This window comes from Streptacidiphilus pinicola, assembly GCF_003258295.1.
GTDB classification, from domain to species: domain Bacteria; phylum Actinomycetota; class Actinomycetes; order Streptomycetales; family Streptomycetaceae; genus Streptacidiphilus; species Streptacidiphilus pinicola.
The window spans coordinates 10328-28498 of the sequence record NZ_QKYN01000100.1 but is presented as its reverse complement, the minus strand read 5'-3'; the positions used below and the strand labels follow the sequence as shown (position 1 = coordinate 28498).

Genomic DNA, 18171 nt, shown 5'->3' with positions numbered 1-18171 from the left:
GTCAAGATGGTCATCGCGGGCGGCTTCGGCGTGGGCAAGACCACGACCGTCGCCTCGATCTCCGAGATCGAGCCGCTCACCACCGAGGCCTCCATCACCGAGGTCGCCGCGGGCGTGGACGACCTGACGCACACCCCGCGCAAGACGACCACCACGGTCGCCATGGACTTCGGGGTCATCACCCTCGACCCCACCCTCAAGCTCTACCTGTTCGGCACGCCGGGCCAGGACCGCTTCGGCTTCATGTGGGACGACCTGGTCGCCGGCGCGCTCGGCGGGCTGGTGATCGTGGACACCCGCCGCCTGGACGACTGCTTCGCCGCGGTCGACTACTTCGAGAACAAGGGCCTGCCCTTCGCGGTCGGCATCAACGTATTCGACGGCAATCTCGACCACGACCTGGACGAGGTCCGCTGGGCCCTCGACATCCCCGACTCGGTCCCGATGGTCCTCTTCGACGCACGGGAACGCAGCAGCGTGCGCGACGCGCTGCTGGTCGTTCTGGAACTCGCCCTCAAGCGTGCCGAGGAGGAGTAGTGGCAACTCCCTCAGGGGGTGCGGCTAGCGGCCTCTGCGCACACCTGGCGACACCAGCAACTTCCCCAGTCCCCAGAAGAGCGCCAGCGTGGCGAGCGCCAGGGACGCCACCAGGACCGCGCCGCCGACGACCTTGGCGTAGTCGACCTGACTGAGGCCGTCGACGATGTAGCGGCCGAGGCCGCCGAAGGAGACGTAGGCGGCGATCGTCGCGGTGGAGACGATCTGGATGGCGCCGGAGCGGATGCCGCTGAGGATCAGCGGCAGCGCCACCGGCAGTTCGACCTGGGCGAGGATTCGCCACCACGGCAGGCCGATGCCGCGCGCCGCGTCGACCAGGGAGGGGTCGACGCTGCGCATCGCCTCGTAGGTGGTGACCAGGATCGGCGGGACCGCGAGCGCGACCAGCGGGACCATCACCGGGGTGAGGCCGAGGCCCATCAGGATGGTCAGCAGGACCAGCAGGCCGAAGGACGGCAGCGCGCGGGCGGCCGTGGCCAGCACGGCCAGCGCGTTGCCGCCGCGGCCGGTGTGCCCGGTGATCAGGCCGACCGGCAGCGCGATGACCATCGCGATCAGCAGCGCGAGCCCGCTGTACTGGACGTGTTCCAGCAGCCGGGTGGGGATGCCGTCGGCGCCGGACCACCGGCCGGGGGCGTCGAAGAACTGCTGCGCGTAGCCGAAGATGTTCACTTGGCGGTGGCCTTCCTCGCCCAGGGCGTCAGCAGCCGGCGGGCCAGCACGAGCAGCGCGTCCAGCAGCACGCCGATGACGGCGATGGACAGGACGGCGTCCCATGCGAGCAGCGGGCGGTGGTAGTTGAGGGCGTCGGAGAGCAGGTTGCCGAGCGCGCCCTCGTTGCCGATCAGCATGCCGACGCTGACCAGGCTGACGCTGGAGACGGTGGCGACGCGCAGCCCCGCGATGACCGCGGGCACCGCGATCGGCAGCTCCACCTGGACGTAGCGGCGCAGCGTGCCGAAGCCCATGGCCTCCGCCGCGGCGCGGGTGTCCTCGGCGACCGACCGCATGCCGTCGACGATGGCGGGGACCAGCACGACCAGGGAGTAGACCGTCAGCGGGATCCCGACGGTGACGCTGCTCTCCCCGAAGTAGTCGATCAGGAAGACGAAGAAGGCCAGCGAGGGGATCGCGTAGAAGACGGTGGCCACGCCGAGCACCGGCGGGTAGACCCAGCCGAAGCGGCGGCAGAGCAGGGCGATCGGCAGCGCGATCACCAGCCCGCACAGCACCGGGACGAGGGTCAGCTCCACCTGCCAACCGACCAGGCCCCACCAGGAGTTCTGCAGGTCGCTGGGAACCTCGAAGAATCCGCCGGAGCTCACCGGAGCACGCCCGCCCGGTGGGCGCCGCGGATCGCGGCGGCGATGCTCTCCTGGGCGACGACGCCGACGGCGCGGCCCTCCTCGTCCACGGCCACGGCCCAGCCGGTCGGTGACAGGACGGCGGAATCCAGGGCGGCGCGCAGCGAGTCGCGGCCGACGGTGAAGGCGTGGCCGTAGGGCAGGAGCTCGCCGTCCGGACCGTCGAGGGGCCCGGACGCGCGGACGGCGGCGTCGGCCCAGCCGCGCGGGCGGCCCGCCGCGTCGGTGACCAGCACGTAGGGGGTCTCCGGGACGGCGGCCGCGCCGAACTGCTCCGCGGTGGCGTCCTCGGTGACGATCGGCTCGGTGGTCAGCTCCAGGGTGTCGGTGCCGAAGAAGGAGAGGTGCCGGATGCCGCGGTCGACGCCGAGGAAGTCCTCGACGAACTCGTCGGCCGGCGCCGAGAGCAGCTGCGCGGGCGGCGCGTACTGGGCCAGCCGACCGCCCTCGCGCAGCACGGCGACCATGTCGCCGAGCTTGATCGCCTCGTCGATGTCGTGCGTGACGAAGACCACGGTCTTGCCCAGGTCGGCCTGGATGCGCAGCAGTTCGTCCTGCAGGCCCTTGCGCACGATCGGGTCGACGGCGGAGAAGGGCTCGTCCATGAGGAGCACCGGCGGGTCCGCGGCGAGCGCGCGGGCGACGCCGACGCGCTGCTGCTGGCCGCCGGAGAGCTGGTAGGGGTAGCGCTTGGCGAAGGCCGCGTCGAGACCGACGCGCTCCATCAGCTCCAGCGCCCGCCGGCGTGCAGCCCGCTTGTCCGCGCCGTTGAGGCGCGGGACGGTGGCGATGTTGTCGACCACGGTCCGGTGCGGGAAGAGCCCGGCGTGCTGGATCACGTAACCCATGGACCGGCGCAGCGCGTTGACCGGCGCCTCGCGGATGTCACGGCCGTCCAGCAGGACGCGGCCCTCGGTGGGCTCCACCATGCGGTTGATCATCCGCAGGGTGGTGGTCTTGCCACAGCCGGAGGGGCCCACCAGCACGGTGATCGATCCGTCGGGTATCTCGAGCGTCAGCCGGTCGACCGCGGTGGTCCCGTCGGGATACCGCTTGGTCACGGCGTCGATCACTATCACGGTGCGCGGCACCCTTCGGTTGTGACAACGAGCACTCATCCAATCCCGGTGTCGGCGAGAGCGTCAACGAACGCCGAGGACGTGCACAAGTGACCTGCGACATTCCGTTTGCGATCGAAGCTGTGGCAGAGTCACCCGCTATGCCCATCGAAAGCCAGAACGGCGGCTCCACGGCCATCCGGAAGAAGAGCACGCGCTTCAGCCGGCGCAAGGCGCTGAAGATCGGCGGCGCCGGCATGCTCTCGCTCGCGGTGATCGGCGCGGGCGGCGCCTACTACCTGGTGCACTCGCTGGACAGCAACATCGCCTCGTCCAGCCTCTGCTCCGGCTCCGCCTGCGGCAGCAAGGAGAAGGTGGACGCCTTCGGGCGCAGCCCGATCAACATCCTGCTGATCGGGTCCGACGAGCGCGACAACGCGGCCGACTGCAACCTCGGCGGCGACTGCGGCAGCCCGGGTGCCCGTGCCGACGTCGAGATGGTGCTGCACGTCTCCGCCGACCGCTCCAACGCGACGGTGATGAGCGTCCCGCGCGACCTCGAGGCCACCATCCCGCAGTGCGACGCGGTCAAGGGCGCGCCCAGCGAGCCGGCCCACACGGACATGATCAACAGCGCGTTGAACTGGGGCCCCGGCTGCAGCGTCGCCGCCGTGCAGCAGCTGACCGGCATCCACATCGACCACTTCATGAAGGTCGACTTCGGCGGTGTGGTCGCCATGTCGGACGCGGTCGGCGGCGTGAACATATGCGTCGACAAGAACGTCTACGACCCCTACTCGCACCTGAAGCTGGCCGCGGGCTCGCACACCCTCAAGGGCGTCTCCGCCCTCGAGTTCGTCCGCACCCGGCACGGCTTCGGCGACGGCGGCGACCTCGGCCGCACCTACGCGCAGCACCTGTTCATGTCGAACATGGTCAACAAGCTGAAGAGCGCCGGGACACTCACCGACGTCCCCGCGATGTACGGCCTGGCCCAGGCCGCGACCAAGGCGCTCACCGTCGACACCGGTCTGAACAGCGTCTTCAAGCTGGCCGGCCTCGGCCAGGAGCTGAGCGGCATCTCCACCGGCAACATCACCTTCGCGACGATGCAGACCGCGCCGGACCCGAACGACTCGGCCCGTCTCGTGGTCGCCCCTGGCGCCCAGACGCTGTTCGACGCGATCGCGGGCGACCAGTCGCTCAGCGAGATCAAGAGCAAGAGCAAGGGCGGCGCCGCCGCGTCCCCGACGGCCACCGCGAACCCCGTCGACAAGGCCGGCGTCGCGGTCACCGTGGAGAACGGCACCGGCATCACCGGCCGGGCGGGCGCGGTCAGCCAGAAGCTGATCGGCGCCGGCTTCAGCCGGAACACCACCGCGCTCAGCGGCCCGGCGGCCACCACGACGACGCTCAGCTACCCCGGCGGGAAGTCCGCGCAGGCCCAGGCCGTCGCCCAGGCGCTCGGCCTCAAGCCCTCCGCGCTCAAGCAGAGCGGCTCCAGCGGCTCGATCGTGCTGCTGATCGGCTCCGACTGGACCTCCGGCACCACCTTCCCCGGCGGCAGCGCCGCGCCCTCCCCGGTCGACACCAAGGCGGCGCTCAGCGACTCCCACGCCCAGACCGCCGCGGACTCCGGCTGCGCCCAGGTCAGCACCTTCGACACGGTCTCCCTCCCGGGCTACGGCGGCATGACCCCGACCCGCGCCTACGCGCTCAGCCCGAACGTCCCGAACTCCGCCAAGTAAGAGAGGCCCAGGGCGCGCCCTAAGCTGGGGCTGTGACCAAGGACGTGCAGGCCGGGAGGCGGAGGAGGCGGCGGGACCTCGACGTGCTCGGGGTGATCGCGCTCGGCGGGGGGCTGGGCAGCATCGCCCGGTACGGGCTCGCACGGGCCGTTCCGACACCCGCCGGGGGGTTCCCCTGGGCGACGCTGATCACCAACGTGGTGGGCTGCGCGGTGCTGGGCGCGCTGATGTACCTGGTGCTGGAGGTCTGGCCGCCGTCGCGCTACCGCAGGCCATTCCTGGGCGTCGGCGTCTGCGGCGGGTTCACCACCTTCTCCACGGCGATGGTGGAGACGCGCGGGCTGATCGCGGGCGGACTGTTCGGTACGGCCGGGCTGTACCTGCTGGCGAGCGTGGTGCTCGGCCTCCTCGCCGTCCTCGGCGGCGCGGCGTCCGCCCGCGCACTGACGACCGGTCGCCGCCGCGACCACGAGGCCGACGCGGCCGAGCCGGAGACCGTCCCGAGTGCGGAGGGACAGCGCTGATGACCACCCCTGGTGAGCAACTGCGGATGACCGTCTACCTGCGCGAGAGCGCCCGGTGGCACCACCGCCCCGCCTACTCCGAGATCGTCCACCGCGCCCACGCCGCCGGCCTCGCCGGCGCGGGCGTCTTCCGCGGCATCGAGGGCTACGGCCGCCACGGCCGGGTCCACACGACGCGGCTGCTCGACCTCGCCGAGGACCTGCCCATCACCGTCGTCGTGGTCGACGAGGAGGACCGCGTGCGGGCCTTCGCGCGGCAGGTGCGCGAGGTACTCGGCGAGGGCAACGGCCTGATCACCCTGGACCACGTGGAGGTCGTGCTCTGATGGCGGTGCTGTTGGTCTTCCTCGGCGGCATGCTGGGCGCGCCGCTGCGCTACCTCACCGACCGCGCCATGCAGGCGCGGCACGACAGCGTGTTCCCGTGGGGCACCTTCACGGTGAACGTGGTCGGCTCCTTCGTGCTCGGCGCGATCGCCGCGGGCGTGGCCCGGCTGGGCTGGCCGAACGACCTGGCGCTCGCCGTCGGCACGGGCGTCTGCGGCGGCCTGACGACGTTCTCGACCTTCGGCTACGAGACGGTGCGCCTGCTGACCTCGGGTGCGGTGCGGTACGCGGCGCTGAACGTGCTGGGGTCGTTGGCGGCCGGTCTGGCCGCGGCGAGCGCGGGCTGGGCCCTGGTCTCCGCGTTCTAGGCGCGCGGTTCCCCCGATCCGGGCTCGCGTTCCAGGCTCGGTTCCAGGACGTACGTTCTAGGGCTTTCTCCAGCGCTGCAACAACACCGGCAGGAACGAGACCACGACCACCAACGCCACCAGCGGCAGCAGGTAGTTGTCGACGCCCGGCACCGCCGCGCCGAGCCAGAAGCCCAGCAGCACCAGCGACTGGGACCAGGCGATGCCGCCCACGACCTGCCAGAGCGTGAACGTCCGCGTCGGCACCTGCAGGACGCCGGCGACCGGACCGAGCACCGTGCGGACCAGGGGGATGAAGCGCCCGATGATGATCGCCTTGCGCTGCCCGTAGCGGGCCAGCAGCTCCTCGCCGTGGGCCACCACGGACTTGAGCCGCGCACTCTCGGAGCGCGCCAGCACGGCCGTGCCGCCGCGGCGGCCGATGACGTAACCGAGCTGACTGCCGAGGCAGGTGCCGACCGCCGCGCCGAGCAGGACCTGCCAGAGCTGGAGGCTGGTGCCGCCGTGGGCCGCGGGCGCCGCGCACAGCACGCCCGCGGGGAACAACAGGGTGTCCCCGGGCAGGAAGAAACCGACGACCAGGAGGCCGGACTCGGCGAAGGTCACGAACAGCACGGCGAGCGCGCCGAACGCGGACAGCAGCGAGGACCCGTTCATCGGGTTCACCGCTGCGAGCAGGTGGGTCAGCACCCTTGAACCGTAGCCCGGCCAGGTATGAGCTTCATCAGCCCCTGGTCGCTATCGGGCGCTGTCGGCCCTGGGTCGGGATGAGGGGAAATCTCATCCTCACGGAGTAGGTGTCCGCCCACAGGCTGTGGGCGCGGCTCAGGTCCTGGATTCCGCCGTTCGGGTTATCCACAGCAGCCGACGCGTGGGGGCCGGCTCCTGTGGATAACCACCGCGCTGCCCGGCCCGGTCGGCCGGCGGACAGGCGGCCCACAGGTTCACCCAACTGGGTATATCTGCTGGGGATCTGACGTATCGACATACTCCTTCTCCCGTCGCCGAATGGCGCACCGGAACGCCCAGGCGCCGTTGCTGCCAACGACGGTGAGCCTGTGGATCAAGGGGGTTCGCTAGAGCTGTGCGGGGGCCTCTATGCCCAGCAGGTCCATGCCGAGCTCCAGCGTCCGCGCGCTGAGCCCGCACAGCAGCAGCCGGTTCCCCCGCACCCCCGCGTGCTCGGCCTTCAGCACCGGGCAGCGCTCCCAGAACGACGCGAACGCCGAGGCCAGCGCGTAGAGGTAGGAGCAGAGCCGGTGCGGCTCGCAGGTCTCGGCGACGGCGGCGACCGCCGTGCCGAAACCGTCCAGCAGCAGGGCGAGCGCCCGCTCGGCCGGCTCCAGCGGCAGTCCGGGCGTCACGGCCGGGTCCGCGCCGGCCTCGCCCGCCTTCCGCAGCACCGAGCGCATCCGGGCGTGGGCGTACTGGAGGTAGGTCGCGGTGTCCCCGGTCAGCGAGAGCATCCGGTCCGGATCGAAGACGTAGTCCTTGATCCGGTTGTTGGACAGGTCCGCGTACTTGAGCGCGCCCATGCCCACCTGCCGGGCCCGCGCCGCCAGCTCCTCCCCGGACAGCTCCGGGTTCTTCGCCGAGACGATCTCGGCCGCCTTCGCCGTCGCCTGGTCCAGCAGCTGCTGCAGCGCGACGGTCTCCCCCGACCGGGTCTTGAACGGCCGCCCGTCCAGGCCCAGCACCATCCCGAACGGCAGGTGGCGTGCCGTCACCCCGTCCGGCAGCCAGCCGGCCCGCCGCGCCGTCGCGAAGACCTGCGCGAAGTGCCGGGCCTGCCGCGCGTCCACGAGGTAGAGCAGCCGCCGCGCCCCGAGCTCGCCGGCCCGGAGCCGGATCGCCGCCAGATCGGTGACCGCGTAGCCGTAGCCGCCGTCGCCCTTCCGTACGATCAGCGGAGCGCCGTCGCCCTCCCCCTCCGGGAAGACGCAGAGCGCGCCCTCGGACTCCACCGCGATCCCGGCCGCCTCCAGCTCGGCGCAGACCTGCGGCAGCATCGGGTTGTAGTGGCTCTCGCCGACCGCGTCGGTCTCCTCCAGCAGCACCCCGAGCTGGGCGTAGATCTCCTGGAAGTGCCGCTGGGACACCTCCACCAGCCCCCGCCAGGCCGCCAGCGTCCGCTCGTCCCCCGCCTGCAGCGCGACGACCCGCAACCGCGCCCGCTCGGCGAACTCCGGCTCCGCATCGAACCGCGCCCGGGCCCGCCGGTAGGCCGCGTCAAGCGCGGCGATGTCCTCGGGGGCGTCCTCCTCCTCGAAGAGCTGCTCGATCAGCATGCCGAAGGAGGTGCCCCAGTCCCCCAGGTGGTTCCGCCGCACCACGGTCTCCCCGGTGAAGGCGAACACCCGGGCCAGGGCGTCGCCGATCACCGTGGTCCGCAGGTGGCCGACGTGCATCTCCTTGGCGATGTTGGGCGAGGAATAGTCGACGACCGTCACCCCGGGCTCCGGGGTCGTGGGCACCCCGAGCCGCGGATCGGCCGCCCGCGCGGCGAGGTTCTCCAGCAGGGCCCGGTCGGCGACGTCGATGTTGAGGAACCCCGGCCCGGAGACCGCGCAGTGCGCGACCGCGTCCAGCTCCCCCACCCGGGCGGCGACCTCCGCCGCCAGCGCCGCGGGATCCAGCCCCCGCGCCTTGGCCAGCGGCAGTACGCCGTTCGCCTGGAAGTCCGCCCGTTCACTCCCCCGCAGCAGGGGCTCCGCCCCGCCCAGCGCGGCCGCGACGCGTCGCTCCACCGCGACCGCGAGCGACTCGACGGGCACGTGGACGGCGGCATGCGCGCTCAGCGGCGCGTCGGCGGTGGTGACCATGCGCCATTGTCCCGAGGACGGGGACGCTTCGGCACGTGGTTTTCCCAGCTCCCTCTGGTGGTGCGCACCCAGGAATCTGACCTCACACTGATCCCATGGACGAACTCACGCTCGTCGCCCGTGGCCAGTTGGAGCAGGCGCGGCAGTCGCCGAACGGGCGCGCAGCGCGCCTGCTGTTGCATCTGAACATGCTGCGTCAGTCCCTCATCGCGCTGACCCAGGGGTCGATCCTCGGCGAGCACGATGCCCCGCATGCCGCCAGTGTGCTGGTGCTGTCCGGGAGCGTGCAGATCAGCACGGAGTCCGGCCAGATGGTGTCCCTGGCGGCGGGCGAGCTCGCCGAGGTGCCGCAGGAGCGGCACGACCTGATGGCGCTGAGCGACGCGGTCGTGCTGCTGACCACCGTCACCGGCGTCTGACCGCCCGCCCCACCGAAGACCTCACCCGTCGAGGCGCAGCGCGCGCCGCAGGAAGTCCAGCTGGTGCAGGATCAGGTTCTCGGCGACGGCCTCCTGGGTGACCCGGTGCCCCGCCCCGCTGAGCGGCAGGACCTCGTGCGGACGGCCGGCTGCCAGCAGCGCGGAGGAGAGCCGGAGCGTGCTGACCGGGAAGACGTTGTCGTCGCCCAGGCCGTGCATCAGCAGCAGCGGGCGGCGCAGCTTCGGCGCCTCCCGGAGGATGTCGCAGCGGGCGTAGGCCTCCGGCGACGTGTCGGGGTGGCCGAGGAAGCGCTCGCGCCAATGGGTGTCGTAGAGCGTCTGGTCGGTGACGCCCGCGCCGGCGACGGCCGCGTGGAAGACGTCGGGGCGGCGCAGCACGGCGAGCTCGGCCAGCGAGCCGCTGTAGGACCAACCGCGGATCGCGACCCGCTCCAGGTCCAGCCCGTACTCGGGGTGGCTCCCGGCGACGGCGTGCAGCGCGTCGACCTGGTCGCGCAGCGGGCCGGAGAAGACGTCGCCGTGCACCTCCCGCTCCCAGCGGGGCCCGCGGCCGGGCGTGCCGACGCCGTCGACGACCAGCACGACGAAGCCCTGTTCGGCGAACCACTGCGACAGGTGCGTGGCCCAGCCGCCGCCCGCGGTGACCCGCTGCATCGCCGGGCCGGCGTAGGGGTCCAGCAGCACCGGGAGCCGCATCCCGGGCTCGTGCCAGGACGGCAGGTGGACCGCCGTGCAGAGTCGCCGCTTGCCGACCCGAAGCAGGGTCCGACGCAGCGGCAGCACCGGGGACTCGGCGAGGTCGGCCACGTCGCCCGGACGGACCAGCACGCCGCCGCGCTGGACGCCGGAGTGCAGCCCCGGCTCCTGGCTGAGCTCTTCCGGCTTCCCGCCGGGCACGCGGACCCGCCACAGGTGCGTCGAGAACGGGTCCTCCTCCGGCGTGGCGGTGAACAGGACCTCGTCGCCGTCGACGCAGAGCACCTCGCGCAAGTTGAGGCCGGGAGGGGTCAGCGGTTCGCCGTCGGCGGCGAGGTGACGGGTGTCGCCGAGGTCCAGGTGCGTCAGCAGGGCGCCGGACCCGGTCCGCGCCGGCAGGCCCCGCACCAGCTGCACCCACGCCTCGTCGCGCTGCTCGGCCAGCAGCACGGTCGCTCCGCTCGCCCGGTCGATGCCGAGGACGTGCACGGTGCGCTGGTCCCGGCTCTGCACGGCGGCGAACGGGCCGTGCGCGTCCCAGCCGGCGGCGATCAGGTACTCGAAGGCGGCGCGGTCCCAGTCGACCCCGGTCCAGCCTCCCCCAGCCTTCGGGCTCGCGTCGACGATCCCGAGCCGGACGTCCGCGTTCGCGGTCCCGACGGCTGCGTAGCGGACGGCGCGCGGCGGCACCGCCGGGTCGGCCGGGTCGGCGACGTACCAGACCGCGACGGGCTCCTCGTCGACCCGGGCGACGAGCAGCCGCTCGCCGTCCGGCGCCCACCAGTACCCGTCGTAGCGGTACGTCGACTCCTGGGCGACGTGCTCGACGAAGCCGTAGCGGACCTCGGGCCCGTCCTGCGGTCCCGGCGCGGCGACGGCGCGGTCACGGCCTGCGGAGGCGTGGTCCACCTCGACGACGCGCAGCTCGCGGCCGCTGCGGTAGGCGATCCGGCGGCCGGTGGGATCGAGCCGGGGCGCCTCCACCGGCCGGTCCGCGCCCAGCACCCGCCGGACGTCGTCCGGCTCCTCGCCGGCGCGCACGTCCGCAAGCCACAGCTCCCCGGCCCGGAGGAACGCCACGCGTCGACCGCTCGCGTCGGTCGCGTACGCGTCGACGGCGCCCGCACGGCCGTCGGCGACGACCCGCTCCTCCCCCGTCGCCAGCTCACGCGCCCACAGGCAGGTCCGCGCATCCGCGCCCCCGCGACTGCGCCGGAACAGCACGGTCGCGCCGTCCGCGGTCACGGTGAAGTCCTCGGCCGCGCCGAGCGCGAAACGCCGCGTCCGCGCGAGTTGCCGCGGCAGCGAGTCGTCGTCCTTGGGCAGCGGCGTGGAGGAGGCCATGCGCCGCAGCGTGACACACCCTCACCACCCTTGGCCCGCCCTTTTCCCGCCGAAGGCGGGGCCAGGGCCGGGCCGGGTCAGGGCGATCGAGACTCGGCCGAGGAAGACCCGGACCGAGCCGGCACCGGGGCCGACCGCGCTCCGGGCCAGGCCCTAGCCGTTCGGGTCGGTCGCGGCGTCGGAGTCGGCGGCGGAGGCCGCGGACTGGGCCGCGTCGACCTTGGCCTGTTCCTGCTGCAGCGTCGCGTTCGTGCCGGACGGCGACGACGTCGAGGTGGCGGCCGGGGCCGCCGGGGCGGCGGAGCTGCCGCCCGCGCCGCAGGCGGTCAGGGTGAGCAGGGCGGTCGCCGCGAACGCCGCCGCGGCGAAGCCGGCCCTCAGGCGGTGGGCGCGCATGCTCACGCCGCTCCCTTGCCGTTGTCGTTCGCACCGCACCAGGTCTGGACGCCCTTGAGGTCCGACTGACGCTGCTGCAGCGTGCCGACCAGCGCCTTGCGGGTGTTCAGGCGGTCCTGCAGGTAGGTCGCGATCGCGGTGTGGTTCGCCTTCTTCGCGTCGTCGACGCGCGCCTCCAGCCGGGCGATCGAACCGCGCACGCCGACGCCGCCGTCCAACCGCTTCAGCGCGCGGTCGATGCGGCGCTCCAGCTTGGGCACGCGCAGGCACAGCGCGTGCGCGCCGTCGCCCTTCGGCGCGTGCGCGGCGGGGCTCGCCGCGCTGCTCGCACCGGTCGCACCGGTCGCACCGGACGCGGCGAATGCGGGGCCACCGGCCAGCAGCGCGCCGGCGACGGCGACTCCGACGACCGCGAGACGGGCGCGCTTGGGCATGACGAGAGGCATGGGTGTCTCCTTCCGAGCTCTTCTCCTGGGCGGGCGGTGTGGCACCGCCCACCGGCTCGGGGAGCGTAGGAAGCCTCTTTGTGGTTTCTCTGTGGCGGCTCGCGCGGCGCCGCTACGCCGGATCCTCCGGGTAGCTCATCGCCTCCGCGACCGGCTCCCCGCCGCCCTCGGGGAAGTGCCACCGCGTCATGGACTGCTCGAAGGCGCCCTCGAACCACCCGCAGGCCCGACGCGGCGTCACCGCGAAGACCGGCGAGGACCCGATCACGATGGTGGCCGGCTCACCGGTCCCCGGCAGCGCGTACTTGACCGCGTACGCGGCGTCCACCTCGGCGGGCCGTGCGGCGGCGGGCACCACCGCGGCGGTCCCACTGAGTGAGACGACCTCCGCCGCGCTCTCCAGATGGACGCTCACGCGCGGGTTCGCGGTGAGGTTCCGCGCCTTCACCGTGCCCGCGCCGGTGCTGAACCAGAGCCGTTCGTCCAGCCAGACGCCCCAGACGGGCATCGCATGCGGCAGTCCGGCCGGCGAGGCCGTGCACACCCAGTAGCTCCGCGCCCCGGCCAGACGAACCCGCATCTCCGCCCAGCTGATCCCGATCCGTTCGCTCATGGGCCAAGTGTCACCGAGCTTGACGGAGAAGTTATGCAAGGAACCGGTTCAGTGAGCCTTCCCGGCGGGTAGCGTGATCACCGTAGTTCGCTGTCCACCGTTCCGCCGCACACGCTGTTCGAGCTGTTCGAGGACGCGACTGACCCAAAGGGCACGCACTCACGCGTGCCCTTCGCTCCGAACGGGAGATCAGCATGGCATCGGGCACCGTGAAGTGGTTCAACGCCGAGAAGGGCTTCGGCTTCATCGCGCAGGAGGGTGGCGGCCCGGACGTCTTCGTCCACTACAGCGCGATCAACTCCAACGGCTACCGCGAGCTCGTCGAGGGTGAGACCGTCTCCTTCGACGTCGAGCAGGGCCCCAAGGGCCCGCAGGCGGCCAACGTCGTCCGCGGCTGACGCGGCCCCGGACAACACCACGCCGGCCCCGCCGCCCTCCTGGGCGGCGGGGCCGGCGTGTTCCACTGCTGGGGCTCTGATCGTTCGGTGGGGCGCGTGGGGCTCGAACCCACAACCTACGGATTAAAAGTCCGCAGCTCTGCCAATTGAGCTAGCGCCCCAGGGCCGTGCACGACCCGGCCGGGGGGAACCGGCCAGGCGTAGCCTACCTGGTGCGGCCTGTGCCTCGTACGGAACTGCCGCGTGCGGTTCGGAGTGACGTCCGCAAGCGGTCAGAGCAGGGCGCGGCGGACGCGGGTGAGCCAGGCTTCGACCGGGCGTTCGTCCGGCTCGGGCGGGAGCGCGCCGGGGCGGACGAAGGCGGCCTCCGCCTCCGCGAGACAGGCCTCGGCCGCCTCGGGGTGGGCCGCGAGATGCTCGCCGTCCGCGCGCAGCCGCGCGGGATCGGCGACCCGCACCCGCAGCTCGCCGCTGCGATGCAGGTGCACACCCTGCTCCAGCAGGCGCAGCAAATGACGCGCGTGCTTGGCCAGCCGCGCCGGCGGCACGTCGCCACGGCCGTCCTTGGCCACCAGCTTGCGGAACTGCTGGCTCGCATAGCCCAGATACGCGTTCCGCACGGCCCTTTCGCTCAGGAACGACCGCCGCACGGCGACCAGCTCCTCGCCCAACGGCGTGCGCACCAGGTAGCAGTCGTCCGGCAGCCACACCAGCTCGGACGCGGTCGGATTCGCGCTCAGCGCGAGCCGGCACCACTTGGCGGCCTCGTGCAGCGTGCGGTCGGGCGCGCTGGTCACCACCGACTCGGCGGGCCGCGTCAGCCCGAAGAGCCGCTCCGTGGGCACGCCGAACAGGCCCAGCCGGTCCACGTCGGATCCGGCGTGGGCGAGGCCGTAGGCCGTCGATCCGACGACCCCCTCCAGCAGGACGGTGCCCGCACCGGTGTTCGCTTCCCCGTTCATCCCGCGAGTCTCGCGGGACGAGCAACCCGGAGGCCAACGGATTTGTACGGCCCCCGACGGGCTCGGAAAAAAGGCATTGCACCTCGCCCGGGCGTCTGCCTACTGTGTTCGCACACTGAAAGGAGGTGATCCTGAGTTGAGTACTTCCAGGACGCGTGAGGTGGCTGCGCGCTAGCGCTGCCCCGTCCGTGGCGGTAAGCACCGACCGCGGACTCTCCACCACTGGCGCGCAAGCGCAATTCAGAGCAGTCACCCGGCCCGCAGGCTCATCGGATCGTCCTCCGATGCCTCGGCCCCTGGACGCAGGGACCGAGGAGAACGCCTGCGGGCCGTTCTGTTTTCTCCCGCCACCCGCTCTTCAGCGGCGTGCCTCCCAGATCGCGATGCGGCCGAGGCGGTGGGTGCGTTCCGGATCGGGGAGGGGCTCGTCGAGCGAGCGGCGCATGGTGGCGGCGGCCTCGGCGTAGTGGCCGAGGCGGGCGAGGAGTTCGGCGCGGATCGCCGTGCGCCGGTGGTCGTGCGGGTCCGGGGCGCTCGCGTCGAGCGCGTCGAGGGCCGCGAGGCCGGCCGGGGTCCCGTAGGCCTCGGCGACCGCGACCGCGCGGCCCAGCGCCGCGGGAGCACTGTCGGGCTGGACCGAGAGCAGCAGGTCGTAGAGGCGCGCGATCTCCGCCCAGTCGGTGGCCGAGGCCGTCGGCGCGACGGCGTGCTGGGCGGCGATGGCCGCCTGCAGCTGGTACGGATCCGCCTGGCCCTCGGTGCGGTCCAAGGAGGAGGCGAGCAGCCGCACGCCCTCGTCGATCGCGGCCGCGTCCCAGCGCGAACGGTCCTGGTCCGCGAGCAGCACCGGCTCCCCGTCGGGGCCGATCCGCGCCGGACGGCGGGCCTCGGTGAGCAGCAGCAGCGCGAGCAGCGCCTCGGGCTGGGCCTCGTCCGGCAGCAGCTCCCGCAGCAGCCGGGCCAGCCGAACCGCTTCCGTGCACAGGTCCACGTCGAGCAGCGACGCGCCCGCGAGCCGGGTGTGCCCGGCGGTGTAGAGACCGTGGACGACCGCGCAGACGGCGGTCAGCCGCGCGGGCAACTCCTCCGCGGCAGGGACCCGGTAGCGGATACCCGCCTGCTTGATCTTCTGCCGGGTCCGGGTCAGCCGCTTGGCCATCGCGGCCTCGCTGGTCAGCAGCGCGGCGGCGATCTCCGGGACGTCCAGCCCGCAGAGCGTCCGCAGCGCGAGCGCGACGCGCGACTCGGGGGCGAGCGCCGGGTGGCAGCAGACGAAGATCAGCCGCAGTTGGTCGTCCGAGCCCACCGCGCCGACCGGCTCCGGCGGCTCGGGCGTCGTCTGGTCCAGCAACTGCGTCGCCTCCCGCTCCTTGCGGCCGCGCTGCCCCTCCCGACGGATCAGGTCAGTCGCCTTGTGCCGGGCCACCACCGTCAGCCAGGCCCGCGGGCTGTCGGGCACACCGGACCCCGGCCACTCGCGCAGCGCGGTGACGGTCGCCTCCTGCACCGCGTCCTCGGCGATGCCCAGATCGCCGACCGTCCGGACCAGGGTGGCCAGGATCCTGGCCCCTTCCAGCCGCACGGTCTGCGCGAGCGGATCCTCCACAGGCCCCGCCTACCTCTGCTTCCCTGCCCGATCTGCCTGATCCGCCCCGAAATAGCCCTGCACGGCACTGAAGTCGGCGACGGGCCGCACCTCGATCGCGCCGTGCCAGGCGCCGGGGATCTTCGCGGCCAGCGCGACGGCCTCGTCCAGATCGGCGCAGTCCAGCAGGTAGAACCCGGACAGCACCTCCTTGGTCTCGGCATAGGGCCCGTCGCTGACCACGACCTCGCCGCCACGGGCTCCGAGCACCCGGACGGTGGTCGCGGTGGCGGTCGGCGCGAGCGGCTTCCCGCCGACGACCCGCTCGCCGGCCTCGTCGCGGAACGCGGCGTACTGGGGCAGCCACTCCTGCGCGTGCGGCGCCTCGGCGAAGTCGAGGTCGGGCGTGTAGATGAGCGCGGCGTACAGCATGGCGTGCCACCTTTCGGACGCTCTCGGACCGGGCGGTCGCCCTCGTCCTCACCCTAGGGACGAACGGCGGGCCACGCTCGGGACACCCGGAGAGCCGACCTGTCCTTTTCCCCCCGCTCCGTTCGTCCAGAGACGCCGGCACCCCTCCGAGGCGCCGGGAACGGAGCCTTCCGATGACCACCCAGCTCAGCCCGCACGTGTCCCCGCCCGCGGTGACCGCCACCGTCCGTCACCGCTGGGTCCTCGCGCTGATGTCCGCCGCCGCGTTCATGGCCGTGCTCGACGTGCTCGTCGTGACGACCGCCCTCACCACCATCCAACGGGCGATCCACGCCACACCCGAGCAGCTCGGCTGGACCGTCAACGCCTACACGCTCGCCCTGGCGGTCTCGATCCTCCCGGCTGCCGCGCTCGGAGACCGGTTCGGTCGACGGCGGGTGCTGGTCGCCGGCCTGGCGTTGTTCTCCCTCTGCTCGGCCGCCTGCGCGGTCGCCCCCTCCATCGGTCCGCTCATCGCGGCGCGCGCCGCCCAGGGTGTCGGGGCGGCGACGGTGATGCCGCTGACGCTGGCCATCCTCGGCGCCACCTTCCCGCCCGAGAAGCGCGGCCGGGCCATCGGCGTCTGGGGCGGTCTGACCGGCCTCGCCGTCGCCGCGGGCCCGCTGATCGGCGGAGCCGTGGTGCAGGGGCTCGGCTGGCAGTGGATCTTCTGGATCAACGTCGTGCTCGGCGCGCTGCTGATCCCGCTCATCGTCCGGCACGTGCCGGAGAGCCGCGGGCCCGGCGGGCCGCTCGACCTGCCCGGCCTGGCGCTGGTCGCGCTCGGCGCGCTCGGCCTGGTCTGGGGCATGGTCCGCGGCAACGGCTCAGGCTGGACCAGCCCCGAGATCCTCGGCGCCCTGCTCGGCGGCGCGGCGCTGCTCGTCGCCTTCGCGGTCTGGGAGCTGCGGGCCAGGACGCCGATGCTGCCGATGCCCTACTTCCGCTCCCGCGCCTTCTCCGCCGGGCACGCGGCGGGCTTCCTGATGACGGCGAGCCTCTTCGGCGCGGTCTTCCTGATGGCTCAGTACTTCCAGATCGTCGGCCGCGCCGACCCGCTCGACGCCGGCCTGCGCCTGCTGCCGTGGACGGCCACCCCAATGGTGATCGCCCCGCTCGCCGGCACCCTCTCCGACCGGATCGGCGAGCGCTGGATCCTCACCTGCGGCCTGGCCCTGCAGGGCGCGGGCCTCGCCTTCGTCGCGCTGGAGGCGGGGACCCGCACCTCCTACGCCTCGCTGGCGGCGGGCCTGGTCACGGCCGGGATCGGCATCTCCATGGCGCTGCCGACGGTACAGACCTCGATCCTCGGCGCGGTGCCCCCGGCCGGCATCGGCAAGGCGGCGGGCAGCAGCAACACCTTCCGCCAGTTCGGCGGCGCCTTCGGCATCGCGATCGCGCTGGCCCTGTTCACCCACTACGGCGACCTGACCACGCGGGCGCACTTCACCGCGGGCTTCCGCCCGGCCGTCGCCGCCCTCGCCGTCCTCTCCCTCCTCGGCGCCGCGACGGGCGCCCTGCTCCCACCGCACCGCCGGGCTCCGCAGGACAGCTGACGGGGGCTCACCACCACGAACGCGGACAGGCCGCCCCCGGAACGGGGACGGCCTGTCGGCGGTACGTGCGGTGCTGCGTCAGTTCTTCCAGCGCGGCTTGCGCTCGGCGGAGCCGGCGCCGGAACCGCCGCGGTAGCCGGCCGGGCCACGGTCGTCGCGGCGCTGGAAGCCGCCACGGTCGTCACGACGGTCATCGCGGCGGAAGTTGCCGGAGGCCGGACGGTGGTCGTCGCGGCGCGAACCGAAGGACGGACGACGGTCGCGGTCACGGTCGCCGAAGGACGGACGACGGTCCCGGTCGCGGTCACCGAAGGACGGACGGTCGTCGCGACGCTGGAAGCCACCGCGGTCGTCACGACGGTCGTCACGGCGGTCGTCACGGCGGTCGTCACGGCGGAAGCCACCGTCACGGTCGTCACGACGCTGAAAACCACCACGGTCGTCGCGACGCTGGAAGCCACCGCGGTCGTCACGGCGGTCGTCACGGCGGAAGCCA

The 18171-nt window shown here is 73.0% G+C and carries 20 protein-coding genes, 1 tRNA gene and 1 pseudogene; 8 read left to right on the top strand and 14 right to left on the bottom strand.

All coding sequences use genetic code 11. The features are described from left to right. Window positions 1-6: 6 nt before the first annotated feature. Window positions 7-537: a GTP-binding protein gene (locus DN069_RS25315; protein WP_111504584.1), complete on the top strand. Its 531-nt coding sequence runs from the start codon at window positions 7-9 to the stop codon at window positions 535-537. A gap of 24 nt (window positions 538-561) precedes the next feature. On the opposite strand, the gene DN069_RS25310 is transcribed toward DN069_RS25315, so the two are convergent. From DN069_RS25310 to DN069_RS25300, 3 genes are read right to left on the bottom strand one after another with little or no spacing between them, the layout of a single operon-like run. Then, a complete protein-coding gene (locus DN069_RS25310; protein WP_243639691.1) occupies window positions 562-1230 on the bottom strand; it encodes an ABC transporter permease in 669 nt (222 codons plus the stop codon). Next, window positions 1227-1883, bottom strand: coding sequence for an ABC transporter permease (locus DN069_RS25305; protein WP_111504580.1), 657 nt, complete (start codon window positions 1881-1883; stop codon window positions 1227-1229). The genes DN069_RS25310 and DN069_RS25305 overlap by 4 nt, the downstream gene beginning before the upstream one ends. After that, a complete protein-coding gene (locus tag DN069_RS25300) occupies window positions 1880-3001 on the bottom strand; it encodes an ABC transporter ATP-binding protein (protein WP_207892258.1) in 1122 nt (373 codons plus the stop codon). The genes DN069_RS25305 and DN069_RS25300 overlap by 4 nt, the downstream gene beginning before the upstream one ends. Window positions 3002-3141: 140 nt before the next feature. On the opposite strand from DN069_RS25300, the gene DN069_RS25295 reads away from it, so the two are divergent. Genes DN069_RS25295 through crcB form a run of 4 tightly spaced genes read left to right on the top strand, consistent with a single transcriptional unit; the run spans window position 3142 to window position 5946 of the window. Continuing rightward, the gene (locus DN069_RS25295; protein WP_243639690.1) at window positions 3142-4728 is read left to right on the top strand and encodes an LCP family protein; all 1587 of its coding nucleotides are present in this window, start codon (window positions 3142-3144) and stop codon (window positions 4726-4728) included. A gap of 32 nt (window positions 4729-4760) precedes the next feature. Beyond that, a complete protein-coding gene (locus DN069_RS25290) occupies window positions 4761-5252 on the top strand; it encodes a fluoride efflux transporter FluC (protein ID WP_243639688.1) in 492 nt (163 codons plus the stop codon). Further along, the gene (locus DN069_RS25285) at window positions 5249-5578 is read left to right on the top strand and encodes a DUF190 domain-containing protein (RefSeq protein ID WP_424556320.1); all 330 of its coding nucleotides are present in this window, start codon (window positions 5249-5251) and stop codon (window positions 5576-5578) included. The genes DN069_RS25290 and DN069_RS25285 overlap by 4 nt, the downstream gene beginning before the upstream one ends. After that, the gene (crcB, locus tag DN069_RS25280) at window positions 5578-5946 is read left to right on the top strand and encodes a fluoride efflux transporter CrcB (RefSeq protein ID WP_111504576.1); all 369 of its coding nucleotides are present in this window, start codon (window positions 5578-5580) and stop codon (window positions 5944-5946) included. Before DN069_RS25285 ends, crcB begins: the two co-directional genes overlap by 1 nt. A 57-nt stretch (window positions 5947-6003) precedes the next feature. Here the strand turns inward: crcB and DN069_RS25275 are convergent, their stop codons facing one another. Then, window positions 6004-6636 carry a DedA family protein gene (locus DN069_RS25275; RefSeq protein WP_341538500.1) on the bottom strand — a complete coding sequence of 211 codons (633 nt, stop codon included), beginning with the start codon at window positions 6634-6636 and terminating at the stop codon, window positions 6004-6006. A gap of 386 nt (window positions 6637-7022) precedes the next feature. Beyond that, window positions 7023-8768, bottom strand: a complete 1746-nt coding sequence (gene argS, locus DN069_RS25270) for an arginine--tRNA ligase (RefSeq protein WP_111504574.1) — start codon at window positions 8766-8768, stop codon at window positions 7023-7025. A gap of 95 nt (window positions 8769-8863) precedes the next feature. Here argS and DN069_RS25265 point away from each other — a divergent pair, with 95 nt between their 5' ends. Then, complete coding sequence (locus tag DN069_RS25265; RefSeq protein ID WP_111504572.1) at window positions 8864-9187, top strand: cupin domain-containing protein; 324 nt, start codon at window positions 8864-8866, stop codon at window positions 9185-9187. A 21-nt stretch (window positions 9188-9208) separates the two neighbouring features. On the opposite strand, the gene DN069_RS25260 is transcribed toward DN069_RS25265, so the two are convergent. From DN069_RS25260 to DN069_RS25245, 4 genes are all read right to left on the bottom strand, one after another. Continuing rightward, window positions 9209-11248 carry a prolyl oligopeptidase family serine peptidase gene (locus tag DN069_RS25260; protein WP_111504570.1) on the bottom strand — a complete coding sequence of 680 codons (2040 nt, stop codon included), beginning with the start codon at window positions 11246-11248 and terminating at the stop codon, window positions 9209-9211. 153 nt (window positions 11249-11401) lie between these two features. Continuing rightward, on the bottom strand, window positions 11402-11644 hold the full coding sequence (locus DN069_RS25255; protein ID WP_111504568.1) for a hypothetical protein: 243 nt from the start codon (window positions 11642-11644) through the stop codon (window positions 11402-11404). A 2-nt stretch (window positions 11645-11646) separates the two neighbouring features. After that, window positions 11647-12090: a hypothetical protein gene (locus DN069_RS25250; RefSeq protein WP_111504566.1), complete on the bottom strand. Its 444-nt coding sequence runs from the start codon at window positions 12088-12090 to the stop codon at window positions 11647-11649. Window positions 12091-12202: 112 nt separating this feature from the next. Continuing rightward, a complete protein-coding gene (locus DN069_RS25245; protein WP_111504564.1) occupies window positions 12203-12703 on the bottom strand; it encodes a pyridoxamine 5'-phosphate oxidase family protein in 501 nt (166 codons plus the stop codon). Window positions 12704-12897: 194 nt separating this feature from the next. On the opposite strand from DN069_RS25245, the gene DN069_RS25240 reads away from it, so the two are divergent. Beyond that, window positions 12898-13101, top strand: coding sequence for a cold-shock protein (locus DN069_RS25240; protein ID WP_111504562.1), 204 nt, complete (start codon window positions 12898-12900; stop codon window positions 13099-13101). A gap of 88 nt (window positions 13102-13189) precedes the next feature. Here DN069_RS25240 and DN069_RS25235 read toward each other — a convergent pair. The 4 genes from DN069_RS25235 to DN069_RS25220 form a co-directional block, all read right to left on the bottom strand. Beyond that, a tRNA-Lys gene (locus DN069_RS25235) sits at window positions 13190-13262 on the bottom strand. Between the two features lie 111 nt (window positions 13263-13373). Beyond that, on the bottom strand, window positions 13374-14063 hold the full coding sequence (locus tag DN069_RS25230; RefSeq protein ID WP_111504560.1) for a nucleotidyltransferase domain-containing protein: 690 nt from the start codon (window positions 14061-14063) through the stop codon (window positions 13374-13376). 358 nt (window positions 14064-14421) lie between these two features. Beyond that, on the bottom strand, window positions 14422-15669 hold the full coding sequence (locus DN069_RS25225) for an RNA polymerase sigma factor (protein ID WP_111504558.1): 1248 nt from the start codon (window positions 15667-15669) through the stop codon (window positions 14422-14424). A 9-nt stretch (window positions 15670-15678) separates the two neighbouring features. Next, entirely contained in the window at window positions 15679-16080 is a 402-nt protein-coding gene (locus tag DN069_RS25220; protein ID WP_111504556.1) for a YciI family protein, read from the bottom strand. 173 nt (window positions 16081-16253) lie between these two features. On the opposite strand from DN069_RS25220, the gene DN069_RS25215 reads away from it, so the two are divergent. Then, entirely contained in the window at window positions 16254-17675 is a 1422-nt protein-coding gene (locus tag DN069_RS25215; RefSeq protein ID WP_111504554.1) for an MFS transporter, read from the top strand. Window positions 17676-17753: 78 nt separating this feature from the next. Here DN069_RS25215 and DN069_RS41840 read toward each other — a convergent pair. After that, window positions 17754-18171: pseudogene (locus DN069_RS41840) on the bottom strand (DEAD/DEAH box helicase); the annotation flags it as partial.